This window comes from Streptomyces sp. NPDC059499 (genome assembly GCF_042749285.1).
Taxonomy (GTDB): Bacteria; Actinomycetota; Actinomycetes; order Streptomycetales; family Streptomycetaceae; genus Streptomyces.
In genome coordinates this window covers 123090-137637 of sequence record NZ_JBHYTT010000014.1, presented here as the reverse complement: position 1 = coordinate 137637, position 14548 = coordinate 123090, and the positions used below count along the sequence as shown (strand labels likewise).

Below are 14548 nucleotides of genomic sequence, written 5' to 3'. Positions count from 1 at the left end.
CCACACCGGCACAGCGGGCACGCGCCCCTCACCATCGGAGGACGAACCATGCGTACATCCCTGCTCGCCACTGCCGCCGCGGCCTTCGCCTGGTCTCTCGTCGTCGCCCACCCCGCGAGCGCGTCCGTGATCTGGAACGGTGACGCTTCCGGGGGAACGGCCGTGTTCGACGGCGTCCTGTGCGACTCCCCCGGAAGCCTCACCGCCCAGGACAACAACGACGGCCGGGGCACGGTCTTCAAGTTCAACAAGCCCCTCGGACTGCTGCGTTGCGAGGCCCACGGCATGTCGGTGGGCGGCTCCCGCTACACCTTCAAGAACAACAGCACGTACTACCTGGGCTGGGACACCTCCACCAACACCCCGGACGCGGGGACGATCTTCCAATGGAAGTCCTACGGCACCAACGACCAGCACCAGCAGAACTACCCGGTGCTCATGAAGGTCGAGGGCGGGGTCCTCAAGCTCTTCCACATCGAGGTGGGCGAGGTCTGGACCCTCAAGTGGTCCACCCCGGTGACGACCAGCACGTACAAGCGGATCGTCCTCGGCATCCACACGTCCGACACCGCCTCCGCCGGCTGGGTCGAGGCGTACTACAACGGTTCGAAGGTGGCCGAGTTCTCCGGCCGCACCTGGGACGACCTGGGCAACGACACCCGGTGGGGCAGTTACGGCGCCGAGGTGCAGGACAAGCGGGTGATCAACTGGATCGACGGACTGAAGGTCGGGACCACCTACGCGGACGTGGCGTCCTGACCGTCTGCAACGTGACCGGGTGGGGCTGAAGGCTCCGGTCGTGCCCCCGGGCCCGGACCATCCGGTCAGCGACCGCGGCCCTGCCTCTGCCGACGGAGCGCGAGCATCCCTGGTTCGCCCCGGTACGGCGGCGCTACCAGGAACCCCGGCCGGTTGAACAAGACGATGAGAGGGCTCACGAACAGGACGGCGACCAGGGCGAGTGAGACGGACGCGAGCACCAGGCCCGTCAGCAGCGCGTCCGGGAGCGGGGAGTCGAGGATCTCCTCGCTCTTGACCAGGCTCCAAGCCACCAGGCAGCAGAAGAAGGCGAAGGAGTTCACCGGCATGGTCCGGCGGAAAGCTTGCTTGGTGTCCACGGACACCTGGATCGGCATGATTCCGCGGTCCGTAGGGCCGCTGACCTCTCCGCGCCAGTGCCTGCGGACCGCCACCGGGATCATGACCAGGAACACCAGCGCAGAAGCCGCGACGAGGAGATCCCTGGCACCCACGTACCGCCTCCTTGTCGCACTCCCTGATGCCGTGCGTTCGCCGGCCAGGCGGCGAACGTACAGCATCGCCCCGGGCCGGACAACCAGGACCGCCTCCACCCGTATTGCGGATGGAGGCGGTCCCTACGCATGCTCAGGGGTTGTGGTCAGTCCCAGGAGAACCATCCGTCGGTCTTCTCCCAGACGCCCTTGTCCTCGAGGAATCCGACGAGGTCCTCACCCACCGCGGCACCGAGGGAGCCCCCCATGATGCCGCCCGCGACCCCGCACGCCGGTAGTCCTCCGCACATTGCCGTGCCCACGGTCACACCCGCGCTGGCTCCTACGGATGTGGTCGCCCCGGTGATGGCGCCCTTGAGCACGGCGGTGGCTTTGTCCTCACCTCTCAGTATGTTGCTCACGATGTCGGTGACCGCGGTCGCCGCAGTGAGGTACTTGCTGGCGTAGGCCGATCCCTTGCTCAGCTGTCTGGCCCATTTGTTGTTCCTGAGGAACGTCAGACCGCGCTGGCCGATCCTGCTGACCTGAGCGGACTCGCTTCTCTTCATCTTGGCGAAGCTGCGGGCGATACCCCCCGCGATCTGCAGGATGTCCATCTCCTGCTCCACGCCGCCCGCCCCGACATTGACGGTGTTCAGCTCGTTGATCTGCTCCAGCGTCTCCTCCGTGTCCTGGAAACCGGAGTTCCAGATGATGACGCGGAGTTCGTCCCGCATTCCCAGGCCCGCACGGAATACTCCTGGGATGGGCAACGGGTCGCCGCTGCTGATCCACTGGTCGACGATGTCCGTGTTGGACACGCCGCCGCGCTCACGCTCCGGGTGGTAGACCGAGTCCTTGTCCGGTACACCGTTGTTGCAGCCGGTGATGACGCCGGACATGCACTCCGGCACTCCGAGGCCCGTCGGATCCGTGAAGAACACGGGATTGTTCGACGCGTAGCTGTAGGAGTTCATGGTCTGCGGTTTGTACGGGGTGGTCACCGGGTCGGTGCTCAGGAAGCGGCCGAGACCGGGATCGTAGAGGCGCTCCCCCATCATGCTCAGCCCTGTCGAGTCGTCCTCCGCCTTGCCGAGGAACCCGCGGTCCATGTCGGCGGGGAGACCGCCGGCCGACTTGTTGCGGGCCTTACCGAACGGATTGGTGCGCCGCCGGGTGACCACACCACCCACAGCCGCGACCATGAGCTGGGTCGAGGCCTGGTTGTCCGAGAGCAGCCAGGTCAGCTTTCCGTTCGTCGTGCCGTCAGCCGCCACGCGGACCGCGAGCGAGGTCCCTTCCGCGGAGTAGTAGCGGGTGGCCTTCGGTGCGGCCGTGCCGGACTTCCTGAGCTCGTGCCCCGACAGGTAGAGGACGTTCTCCCCGGGGGCTCGACGCATCAGGGGCGACCCCTCGGCGTCGTAGACGTAGGACGTGACCTCGTCGCCCGTCGGCTTCTTCTGAGTGACCTGGGAAACCCGGTCCTGTGCGTTCCACTCGAAGACGGAGGCGACGGAGTCCACAGTCCGGTCGGTCAGCTGGCCGGCGGAGTTGTAGGTGTAACTGTCGCTTCCGCCATCAGACTTGGCGACGCTCGTCACAGCGTGCGGCCGCGCCTGGTCCGGCGTGTACGCCGTCTCGTCGGCGCTGTAGCCGGGGTACTTGTAGTCCTTGGTAACCGACGCGGAGGCGACGGACGCCTTGTCCGTGACCGACTGGATGTTGCCCATGGCGTCGTACGACCAGCTGGTCTGGTACGGGTCCGGCCCGGCGAAGTCCGACTGCGGCGTGGACGTGCACGAGGTCGCCGCGGTGGTCCAGGCTCCGCTGAGCCGTTGCAGGTCGTCGTAGGTGAAGCACTGCTGCTGCCCGGCGGTGTTCTCCCGCAGCGCGGTGGCGGCGCCGACGTTGTTGCGTGTGTAGGTGTCGTCCTGGATCTTGGCCGAGACGCCTCCGGTCAGTGTCGCGGTGGAGATGCTCTTCAGCCAGCCCGTCCCGTTCGCGTCGTCGTAGGCGAAGGTCCGTGTCGCGCTCGTGCCGGTGCCGGCGGTTCCCAGCGACCGGGAGACGAGACGGCCGTTGTCGTCGTACCCGGTACCGCTCAGATAGGTGCCGATCGGACTGGCGACCTTGTCGAGGCGACCGCGTGTGTACGTCGATGTGACGGTCTCGGCGGCCAGGCCGCCGATCGCCGGGTGCTCCACCTGGGTGATGTGGTCGGCCGCGTCGTACGTCAGCGAGGTGGTGTACACGCCCTGGAGACCCGAGCCGTCGTCGGGGACGGTCAGCGAGGTGGAGACGGTGCGGCCCCGCGGGTCGTAACCTTCCGTGCGCTTCACGTAGGCGAGCCCGTTCACCTGCCTCGTGGATGTGGCCACCCGGCCCAGCCCGTTGGGTATCTGGCTCGCCGGTGCGTCATAGGTGTACGCGGTGACGACGGTGCTGCCCTGTTTGATGCCCAGGGGCCGGTTCAGTGCGTCGAAGGAGTGCGTCAGCACCCGTCCGGTAGCGTCGGTGGTGGTGGCCAGGTTTCCGTTGTTGTCGTACGTCTGGCTGGTCGGTCCGGCGTCCGGATCCTCGGCCGTGAGGCGCCCGCCCGCCCAGTCGTAGGTGTAGTGCGCCGTGTTGCCCTTCGCGTCGTGGACGTACTTGAGCTGCCCCTTGCGTGTGTACTCGTAGGTGGTGGCGTACTGGGCGGCGCCCAGGTTCTCCACCACCTTCGTCACCCGGTTGAAGACGTCCTTGACCATCTTCGTCGGACTGCCGGAGGCGGGGAACACGGTCATCTCGTCCGCGCCCTGGTACTGCGTGGTCGTCCTGCCCGCGGCCTGGTTCGCATTCCTCACCTTGATCTGTGAGAGCGTCACCCGCCCTGCCCAGTCCGACACCGTGTCGGTGTACGACGGGATGTCCGCGACGGCGGGGTTGACCAGGCCGGAGCCCGCGGCGGCCGAATTGTAGAAGGGCGCCGAGGTGCCCGCTACGTTGCCCGAGGAGTCGTACCGGGTCACGGTCACCGTACGACCGGTGCCGGAGGGCGCGACGGTCTGGGTCTCACGTTCGCGTCCGAGGCCGTCGGCGTAGGTGAAGGCGTCGACGTACGTGGTACCTGACTGGAGGGCCCGCGACTTCACGACGATCGGGTCCCCGGTCGCCACGCGCGGCACTCCGGTCGCCGACGCGGCCACGGGGACGGTGTAGGTGAAGGCCGACGACGCAGTGCCGTCAGGGTAGTTGGCTGCCTCGGTCGGCTTGAACACCTTGGTCAGACGGCCGACGGCGTCGTACGAGAGCAGCGTGGTGCTGCCGTTCGAGTCGACGGTCTTCCAGGGCGTGTTCCAGAAGCGGGAGATGAAGGTCGTGGAGTACACGTCGGGGTCGGGCGTGGTGACCTTCACCCCACCGATCGGCCAGGAGGTGGCCGGGGTGTAGGTGGTGGTGGTCAGGTTGTTCTTGCCGTCCCAGTTCTTCACCACCCGGCCGGCGGCGTCGAACTGTGCCTTGGTGGTCCTCCACGAGGTCTCCGCGGTGTAGGTGTGTACCTCGGTGGGGTTCCCGTCCACCAGTTTGGGGCCGTTCTCGGAGAAGGACAGCGCACCGTCGTAGTACGTGGTGGTACGCCGGTCCATGTGGGCCGCCGGGGTGCCGGCTGTTTCGTCGGCCGCGACGGCCGTACAGCTGACGCTGTAGTGCCTCTGATCGTCCGGGTACACCATCCAGCGTCTTGTGCCGGTCGAGTCGTCCGCGAGGTCGTCGGTGTTGTAGGCGCGGCCGTACTCCGTGCAGGAGTTGTCCGAGACGCCCGTCTCACCCCACTCGTCGGTGCGCATCGGCAGGCCGAACACGGTCGAGGCCTTCTCGGCGTTGTCGTACTCCTGCTCGACGATCCGCTCCCGCCATCCGGACGCGGAGCCGACCACCTTCTCCAGCGTGGTCGTCCTGCTCTCCCGCACCATCCGGGCATCGGTCAGGCCGGTGTACTGCGCGGTGGTGTACCACCAGTACTCGTGCCACTCACGTTTCTGCGAGTCGCCGTTGGTGTCCCGTGTGGAGGTCTCCAGGGTCTCGCCGGAGAGCCAGGCGTGGTCGGGCCATGCCTTGTTCTCGGAGTCCGTCACGCTGACCGGGCGGGTGGCGGAGGAGTCCGTCTTCGAGGTGCGGTCCCCGTTCAGGCCCCGGTACAGCCAGTGGTAGGTCGAGTGGCGGTTGTCCGCCGCCCCCGTGGTCACCAACACCTTGCCGTAGCCACGCCACTCCGACCATGACTCGTCCTCGTCGTCGACGAGTGGGTCCGCGGCGAACTTCCACCCCGGCGCGCCGTCGTACTCGTAGTCCGTGATCATCGACGGGGCGCCGTCGTCGGCCTTGCCTGGGTCGACCTGGACCCGCTTGGTGACGAACTTCTTGAACCAGCCCGTCCTCTCGGAGCCGCCTTCGGGCGTCCACTTCTGCCAGAAGCACTCGTAGGCGTTGTTCGCCTCGGACGTACCGCCCGTCTCCGGACACTGCCGGTCGACGGAGCCCGCATCGTCGGTGGCGTGCCCGTACGTCGCGGTCACCGTGGAGCCCGTCTCGGTGAAGATCTTGTTGACGCGCCGGAAGTTCAGCTCGCCGGAGCCGACCTTGTTGTCCTGCCACTCGCCGTTGAAGTTGATGGTGGGCTCGTCGATGTCGTCGCCCGAGTAGCCACGGCGCTGGATGTAATCCAGCCACAGCTGGTCGCCGACGGCGCCGGAGGGGTTCATGAGCGCGTACTTCATCTGGTACTGCCGGACCAGATCCCAGCCGGAGGTGTTGGTGTCGCGCACGCTCACGTTGATGTCCCACAGGACGTCCCGCTGGAAGAACGTGGGGTAGTACGTCTTGCCGGCGCAGCTCTCACCGTCCTCGGGGCCGTCGCAGATCAGGTCGACGGGAACATCCGGGTACGACTCGGGCTCGGCGTCGATGGACGGGCAGTTCGGCGGCGTCGTGTTGAGAGGGTCCTTCTCCGCCATCCGTTCCACACAGCGGTTCACATGCTGGAAGTCGATCATCGCGGGGAGCTGGGCACCGGAGATCTGCGAGGACCAGCCGTAGTCGATCCGCGACAGGTACGAGCCCGCGTCATAGCCGCGTGCCTTGTCCTCGGCCGCCACCGAACGGTAGTAGTTGGTCTCCTTGTTGTAGAAGTAGGAGTTCTCCACCTCGTTGGGCGTGACCACCCGGTCCAGGGACCAGCGCCATGCCTGTCGGCACGGGGAGGGGAAGGAAGCGTGACACGGCTCTCCGGCGTCGTCGCCGACCACCGGCACGGTCAGCACGGAGTTCGTCTTCTCCCGCGCGTTGTCCAGATTCAGCCGCTCGGTGCGCCCCCAGCCGAAGTAGTAGCGGGTGCCGTCCTGCTTGGTCAGAACCCAGTATTCGTCCGTGTTGTCGGAACCGAACCCGCCGTTCATCTTCTGCACCCGCCAGGCCGGGTCGTCCTTGATGCGGAAGCTGCCGGTGCCCGTGTCGTCCTGGATGAGTTCGGACGTGACCCCGCCGATGACGATCGTGTAGACCGCGCCGTTCGGGTCGCCGGCGGAGTTCGGCGAGTCCCAGCACAGGTCACCGAAGCCCGGGTGCCCGTCCTGGGTGCAGTTCCTGTACTTGCGCTCGATCGCACCGACGTTCAGGTCCCAGCCCATGCCGACCCATGAGGCCTGGTTGTTGCTGGCCGACGTCCGCCCGTCGATGCTCTGCGAGTTGTAGGTCAGCGCGAGCTCCGGAGCGACGCCCATCGGCGGTTTGGGCACCTCGATGGGTACCTGGTAGGTGAACGCTCCTGAGCCGAGCGAGACGTCCCACTTCCCCGAGGGATTCGTCGGGGAGGCCCGGTAGTCCCCGGCGTCCGACGACGAACCGGAGACGAGCGCGTAGACGGCGGGGGCGGCGAGCGCGGCCATGCCCGATATCTGAGCGATCTGCGGGGCAGCCTCGACCACGGCGGTGACCGTCCCGGTCGCCGTGTCGTTGCGCTGTCCCGGCACCGGCTCGCCCGTGGCACAGCCCGCACGCTCGGGTGTGCTCACCGCACAGGGGGGCAGCTTCACCAGCCGCAGCCGATCACCGAAGGAGCCGCCGTAGGCATGCGCGAAGCCGGAGTAGTCGATCATCGCTTCGACCGGTGCCGACGTCTGGCCGCCGTCGTGCCGGGCGACCCGCAGGCCGAGCCCCAGGCCTCCGAACGGCTCGATCTGGCCGCGGTCCAGGACCTCCACCCGCACCTGGGCCGGCGCTCCGGTCTGCCGCCCGGTCACCGCGGTGGAGACGTTCGCCGCCCGGACCGCAACGACCGATTCCTCGGCTCCGGACGGTTTCACCGACCTGCGGCTCGCCCCGGCCCCGGGCACCGCCACCGTGGCTACACCCTTTTCAGGCCACACCGTCTTCGGGGGCGCGGTGGTCCCGCGTTCCGCCGGCTGTTCGATCGCCGCACCGGGAGTCCTGCCCGGCACGCTCGGTTGGTCTCCCGACGGCAACGCCAGCGCTACCTCCGGCGCGAAGACCACCGCCGAGAGGAATCCGACGATCAACGCCTTGGTGGCGCCAAGCACCACCAGGCGACGTCTCTTCCGCACTGCCCCCACCTCCACCTGAAACCTGAAACCTGAAATGCAGCCACTGATCGGACATGTGCTCACGTGCTGGCGGCACGTCATGTCTCCTATGGAGACAGCGCTTTCAGCGGCCGTGAAAGTAACCCAGGCCGGCCACCCCGTCCAGCACAGGGTGGGCGTAACAGCAGTGACTGGTGGGACTTTTACTTTCCCCTTGCCAAGGCTCAGCGATCTGACAAGATGCCCGCGTATAGATGTCCCACCCACCGGGTTCTCCGCCCCTTCCCCTTCGTCCGTCCGACCGTTCCCATCCCGGTCCATGCCCCCAGGTGCCGCAGGCCGCAGGTGTCACCACCGCTGCCGACTCGACGAGAAAGGCAGTTCCGTTGAGAGACCCACGACTGCACCACCTGGTGACCGCGGGCAAGCCCCGGGCCGCGCGCACGCAGCGACGCCGCCCCTCGCACCTGCAGCCCCGACGGCGGATCAGCCCGACGCCCGCATACTCGGCATCCGCGTCGGACGGCCTCGGGCCGGTGGCAGTGCCGTCGGGTCCTGCGTCGTCACGCGTCCCGCCGGATCCGACGCCGCGGAGAGACGCCTCAGCGAGAACAGTCCGGTCCGGGCATACCGGGCCGTACGACGCGGCAGGCTGACGCCCGCAGCCCCACCACCTGCCCGGTCCAGGAACCACCTTGGTCCGAAACCGAGTTCCCCCGCACGCGTACGCGCTTCCTTCAGGGAGAAACCATGCCTCGCCCCGCGCTGTCCAGAACAGTCGGCACGATCGCCGCCACGGCCGCAGTGCTGCTCACCGCAGGCTTCACCCCGGTGCACGGTTCCTCCTCCGCCGGACCACGGGTGGCCGCCGCTCCGGCAGCGGTCGAGCAGTCCGGCGCCCTCTTCAACAATCCGCTCGGCACGGCCGAGGAGCAGCAGAGAATACGCACCAAGATCCTCCAGTACGTCGGCACCAGCCCCGCAGGGGCTTCGATCAAGGTCGCGCTCTACCACTTCTGGGACCAGGAGGTCGGGCAGGCACTCGCCGACGCGCATGCCCGCGGCGTCGGGGTCCAGCTCGTCCTCGACGAGAGCACCGTCAGCGCCCGCCCGTCCGACCCGACCTACGGCATCCTCCGGACCTCCCTGGGTGGCGACACCTCACAGCCGTCCTTCGTGACGTTGTGCCCCGCGGGGAAGTCCTGCCTCGGCAGACCCGAGTTCGGCGCGTCCATCAATCACAACAAGTTCTGGCTGTTCTCCCAGGTCGACGGCGCAGCGGACGTGACGCTCCAGACCTCGACGAACATGTCGCCGTCTTCCTACAGCGCCTTCTGGAACGACGCGTTCGTGGTTGCGAACAACACGGGCATCTACAACGCCTACGCCTCGTACTTCACCGATCTGGTCCGTCAGGACGCGGAGAACTGGCGCTACCGCTCCTCCACCTGGAGCCCGTACAAGGCCTACTTCTTCCCGTACTACCCGGGCACCGGCAACACCACCGACACGATCTGGAACACCCTCGACAACGTCACCTGCACCTACACGCAGGACGGCGCGGCCAAGACCACCAAGGTCCGGGTGGCCATGTTCAAGTTCACGCGGCAGGGCGTGGCCGACAAGCTCGTCGCGCTGAAGAAGGCAGGATGTTCCGTCGAGCTCGTCTACACGGAGACCGACAGCAAGGCGAGTTCCGCCGACGGGCAGACTCCCGGTACGTGGGAGACCCTCCACTCGGCCACGGGTTTCGCCCCGCTCTGTTACCACCACGACCATGACAACAACGCCGCCACCTCGGCACGCGTCATCCACTCCAAGTACCTGCTCATCGACGGCAAGTACGACGGCACGGTCAACAAGGTCCTGTGGACCGGAAGCCACAACTACAGTGGTCCGGCACTCAGGGAGAACGACGAAGCCCTGCTCAAGGTCGACGACTCCGCTCAACACGACCTGTACGTCGCCCACTTCAACAGCGTCAAGGCCGCCGCCGTGCCGGGTACGGCGGATAACGTCCCCCAGTGCAAGGGGGTCCTCACGCAACCCGAAGGCTGACGTGTGGGTCGCCCCCACGTCCCCGGCCCGTCACCGGGAGGCGAGGCCCGCGGTCCACAGCGTCCGCCGGCTCACGGCGGACAGGCCGGGCAGCACCGTCCTGCGGGGGGCGGACGGGATGTCGGTGAACGAGGGCACCGCGAGCACCCGGCACCCCGCGGCCTCGGCGGCCGCGACACCGGTCGGGCTGTCCTCCACGGCCAGGCACGCCGCCGGGTCCACGCCCAGGGCACGCGCCGCCGCACGGTAGGGGTCGGAGGCGGGCTTGGTGCGCGGCGTCTCACCCTCGGCGACCGTCGTGCGGAACCTCTCCGCACCGAGCACCTTGAGCACGGCGTCCACGACCGGCCTGGGTGACGCCGAGACCAGCGCCGCGGGGATGTCCAGGTCCTCCAGCAGATCGAGGAGTTCGAGCGCTCCGGGCAGTACGTCGGTCTCGCGCTCGACGGCTGTCAGGAAGGCCGCGTCGAGTTCGCCCGCCACGGAATCCTCGCTGCGCCCGGTTCCGGAGACCTGCCGGAGATGGGCGGCGGTGTCCGCGACCGCGCGGCCGAGGACGAACGGCAGGTCCTCCTCGCCCAGTTCATGGCCGAGCCCCTCCGCGGTCTCCCGGACGGTTCGCAGCCACAGGGTCTCCGTGTCGACGAGTGTTCCGTCCATGTCGAGGAGCACGGCGTGCGGGGCGGCCGCGAAGGGCCTGCCGTCCAGTGTCCAGTGGCGGTCGGGGTGCCGGCCGAGCGAGGCGAACACCTGGGGTGCCACGTCGACATGGCGGACGGCGCGGGGAGCGCTTCCCGCGTCGATGCCGGGTCCCGCGGCGATCAGCCATGCGGTGCGTTCCGCCTCCGAGCGGCCGCCGTGCCCGCCCGCGTCCACATGGCCGTGGTCGGTGACGACGAGGTACGTCCAGTCCTCGTGCTCGTACGAGGGCCGCGATCGTACCGCCTCCAGGAGCCGCCCCAGACGCTCGTCGGCCGCCAGGACGGAACGGTCGTACTCGTCGCCGCAGCCGAGGAAGTGCGCGGTCTCGTCGGGGGCGCCGAGGTAGACGAACGAGGCTTCCGGATCGTCGTCCGACAGGACCCGTACGGCTTCCTCCGTTATCTGCTCGTCGCACCGCTCCCATCCCTCGGGGGTGTCCACCTCGGGTGACACGTACGCGGCCCTGGCCGGGGCCTGGAAGAGCGGCCCGCCGCCGCGCGCGAGCATCAGGGGCTCCCACCCGGCCGCGACGAAGGTGCGGCGCCCGTCCCCTTCCGCGAGCCGGGTCGCGAAGTCGGGGAAGACGCCGAGGCGGTGGCCGCTGAAGTCGTTGCTCCACACGCCGTGTTTTGCCGCGGTCACGCCGGTCACGACGGTGGCCCAGCAGGGGCCCGACATCGTCGGGGTGTCCACGTCGATCGCCACCGTCGTCAGGAAGCCCTGCCGGGTGAGGGCGTCCAGGTGCGGGGTCGGCAGTCGGCGCAGGGTGTCGAGACGTACGCCGTCGATGCCGACGACGAGGACACGGCGGGCACGGCCAGGCATAGGGGTGGGTCCTTCCGGTGGGGACGGCCGGCCGTCGCGGGCCCGGCCGTGCCGCGTGCGGGAGTGCTTCTCAGGCGGAGCGGTCGAGCTCGTCGGGGCCCACGCCGTACGCGAAGGGCGCACCCTGTGCGTACCTCTCCACCTCGTCGACCGCCCAGTGCGTCATGCGACCGAGCTCGTTGCCGAGGGAGCCGGCGATGTGCGGGGTCAGCAGCACGTTGGGCAGGTGGTAGAGCGGGGAGTCGGGCGGCAGATGGTCGGGGTCGGTCACGTCGATGACTCCGTGGATCCGGCCGGACACGAGTTCGTCGGTGAGGGCGCGGGTGTCGACCAGCGAGCCGCGCGCGGTGTTGACGAGCGTGGCCCCGTCGGCCAGCAGCGCCAGTCTGCGGGCATCGAACATGTGACGCGTCTCGGGGAGTTGGGGTGCGTGGATGGACACCACATGGCTGCGGCGGACGAGTTCGTCGAGTGCGACGCGCTCCACACCGAGGGTTGCGGCGTCCTCGCGGTCGACGTAAGGATCGTGCAGCAGGACCGTCAGGTCGAACGGTCGGAGCAGCTCGATCACGCGGCGGCCGATCCGGGAGGCACCCACGACCCCGATGACGCGACGGTAGTTGCCCCGCCCCGCGAAGTGCGGGAGGAGTTCGAAGGCGCCCCTGGCCTCGCGGTACTGCCGGGCGGCGCCGAGTACCCCCTTGTTGGCGAACAGGATCGCGGCCAGGGTGAATTCGGCGACGGGCAGTGCGTTGGCCGCGGCTGCGGACGAGACGGCGATGCCTCGCGCCCACACGTCCTCGGTGACGTGGTGCTTGATCGAACCCGCCGCGTGGACGACCGCACGCAGACTCGGCATGAGGCCCAGCACGTCGCCGGTGAGTCGCGGGGATCCCCAGTGGGTGAACAGGATTTCGGCGGCGGCGAGGGCAGCCGGGTCGGCTGTCGCGTAGTCCGTGACCAGGAGCGAGGTGTCCACGGACGCGATGTCCGCCAGCCTGTCGAGGCCGCCTTCGGAGAGCAGCGTGCGGTGGACGTCCCCGCCCATGGCGAGCAGGGTGACCGGTCGCCGGACGCCGGGGGTGTGGTCCGGGGTGTGCAGGACGGCATTTTCCGGTACGAGCACGGTCACTTCACCGCGCCCGCGGTGAGGCCGGAGCGCCAGAACCGCTGCAGGGCGATGAACGCGACGATCAGCGGGATGACGGCGATGAGCGAGCCCGTGATCACCAGCGAGTAGAACTCGGGCTGCTGCGCGGTGGTGGTGTTCCACATGAACAGCCCGAGGTTGACCGGGTAGAGGGAGTCGTCGTTCAGCATGACCAGGGCACCGAAGAAGTTGTTCCAGCTTCCGGTGAAGGAGAACAGGAAGATGGTCATGAAGCCGGGGGCGAGCATCGGCAGCGAGATCCGGCTGAAGATCCGCAGTTCACCCGCTCCGTCGACCCGTGCCGCCTCCAGGACCTCGCCGGGCACGTATCCCTCGGAGAAGACACGCGCCAGGTAGACGCCGAACGGGTTGACCAGGGCCGGCAGCAGGATCGCCCAGTAGGTGTTGACGACGCCGACCTTGGAGGCCAGCAGGTACATGGGCAGCTGGATGACCGTGGCCGGCACCAGGACGCCACCGAGCACCACGCCGAACAGCTTCTCCTTGCCCCGGAAGTCGTACTTGTCGAAGGCGTAACCGGTCGCGGTGCACAGGAAGGCCGACGCGGCCGAGCCGACCACGGAGTACAGGAGGCTGTTGCCGAACCACCGCAGGTAGATGCCGTCGTTGTAGGTGAAGACGTCGTGGATGTTGGAGAAGAGGTTGAAGTCGCCGAACGTGAAGCCCCCGGTGGCGAACAGGTCCCGGTGGTTCTTCGTCGCCGCGAAGAACAGCCAGCTGACCGGCATCAGCATGTAGAAGGCGGCGAGCAGCAGGATGCCGTTGACGACGCCCTTGGAGAGCAGTTGCGTCGGCCCGCTTCGCCGGCCGGCCGTGGCGGGGGTGCGCTCGGCCGGAGGGGCCGGTGCGGGGGCGGATGCCTTGGTGACCGTGTGAGTGCTCATGCGGACTTCCACCGGTTTCCGAGCTTGGTGACGATGTACGAGAGCAGCACGCCGAGGGCGGCGAGCATCAGGGACGCGGCGGCGGCGAGACCGTAGTCGTGCTGGACGAAGCCGGCCTTCCAGATGAACAGGGTCGGCGACCACTCGGTGTCGACCGACGAGGTGCCCCGCTGGTTGAAGAGTTTGGGCTCGGTGAAGAGCTGGATCGCGCCGACGCAGGTGAAGAGCACGGTCAGGACGACCGCGGAGGCGATCATCGGCACCTTGATCCGGAGGGCGGTGCGAATGGCGCCGGCCCCGTCGACGACGGCGGCCTCGATGAGTTCACGCGGTACGGCCTGCAGGGCGGCGTAGAAGATCACCATGTTGTAGCCGATCCACTGCCACGCGGTGAGGTTGACCATGGAGGAGAGCACATGGTCGTCGCTGAAGAAGCTCCATGAACCGCCGAGGGCGCCGATCCAGTCAAGCACGGGGCTGAGTCCGGGCGTGTAGAGGTAGATCCACAGGATCGAGGCGATCAGGCCCGGTACCGCGTGCGGGAGGAAGATCGCCAGCTGGAAGAACTTCTTCGCCCGGGCGAGGGCGGAGTCGACGAGCAGGGCCAGCCCGAGGGCTGCTCCGATCATGACCGGGATGTACAGCGCGCAGTAGACCGCGATGTGCAGGAACGACTCGCGGAAGCCCTGGTCGGACAGCGCGTTGGTGAAGTTGTCGAAGCCGGCGAACGCCCGTTCCGCGCCACCGAATCCGAGGCCCGTCGAGGAGCGTTCCTGGAACAGGCTCATCCACACGGCGTAGATGATCGGGGCCGCCATGACAGCGGCGAAGAACACGAAGAACGGGACGATGAACAGAGCCGCGGCGCCGCGCTGGTTCTGCTTCAGCCGGGACGCGCCGGCGCGGGGCGTACCGGCCCGCGCGGGGCGCGCGGCCTTGAGGACGGGTGCTGCCACGGTGGGGCTCCTTGGCGGGTGGGCGCTGCGGGGAGGGTGGTCGTGGGGGGCGGGCCCGCGGGGGGGGCGGCCCGCCCCCCCCCGGGGCCGTGGGGGGCGTTTGCCCGCCGGCCCCCGAGCCCCACACGGCCGTGCGGAG

8 protein-coding genes are annotated in these 14548 nt (G+C 68.4%); 2 read left to right on the top strand and 6 right to left on the bottom strand.

All coding sequences use genetic code 11. The annotated features are described in order from the left end of the window. The first annotated feature begins 48 nt into the window (after positions 1-48). The gene (locus ACFW9O_RS28070; RefSeq protein ID WP_384613199.1) at positions 49-759 is read left to right on the top strand and encodes a hypothetical protein; all 711 of its coding nucleotides are present in this window, start codon (positions 49-51) and stop codon (positions 757-759) included. Between the two features lie 65 nt (positions 760-824). On the opposite strand, the gene ACFW9O_RS28065 is transcribed toward ACFW9O_RS28070, so the two are convergent. Continuing rightward, a complete protein-coding gene (locus tag ACFW9O_RS28065) occupies positions 825-1253 on the bottom strand; it encodes a hypothetical protein (RefSeq protein ID WP_384613198.1) in 429 nt (142 codons plus the stop codon). A 146-nt stretch (positions 1254-1399) separates the two neighbouring features. Continuing rightward, on the bottom strand, positions 1400-7834 hold the full coding sequence (locus ACFW9O_RS28060) for an RHS repeat-associated core domain-containing protein (protein ID WP_384613196.1): 6435 nt from the start codon (positions 7832-7834) through the stop codon (positions 1400-1402). Between the two features lie 729 nt (positions 7835-8563). On the opposite strand from ACFW9O_RS28060, the gene ACFW9O_RS28055 reads away from it, so the two are divergent. Beyond that, positions 8564-9871 (top strand): phospholipase D-like domain-containing protein, encoded by a 1308-nt coding sequence (locus ACFW9O_RS28055; RefSeq protein ID WP_384613194.1) that lies wholly within the window; start codon positions 8564-8566, stop codon positions 9869-9871. A gap of 30 nt (positions 9872-9901) precedes the next feature. On the opposite strand, the gene ACFW9O_RS28050 is transcribed toward ACFW9O_RS28055, so the two are convergent. The 4 genes from ACFW9O_RS28050 to ACFW9O_RS28035 form a co-directional block, all read right to left on the bottom strand. After that, positions 9902-11398 carry an HAD-IA family hydrolase gene (locus ACFW9O_RS28050; protein ID WP_384613192.1) on the bottom strand — a complete coding sequence of 499 codons (1497 nt, stop codon included), beginning with the start codon at positions 11396-11398 and terminating at the stop codon, positions 9902-9904. A gap of 70 nt (positions 11399-11468) precedes the next feature. Continuing rightward, positions 11469-12446, bottom strand: a complete 978-nt coding sequence (locus ACFW9O_RS28045) for a hydroxyacid dehydrogenase (RefSeq protein WP_384613248.1) — start codon at positions 12444-12446, stop codon at positions 11469-11471. Positions 12447-12526: 80 nt separating this feature from the next. After that, positions 12527-13453: a carbohydrate ABC transporter permease gene (locus ACFW9O_RS28040; RefSeq protein WP_384613190.1), complete on the bottom strand. Its 927-nt coding sequence runs from the start codon at positions 13451-13453 to the stop codon at positions 12527-12529. Further along, positions 13450-14304, bottom strand: a complete 855-nt coding sequence (locus ACFW9O_RS28035) for a carbohydrate ABC transporter permease (protein ID WP_384613246.1) — start codon at positions 14302-14304, stop codon at positions 13450-13452. Before ACFW9O_RS28035 ends, ACFW9O_RS28040 begins: the two co-directional genes overlap by 4 nt. Positions 14305-14548: the final 244 nt, after the last annotated feature.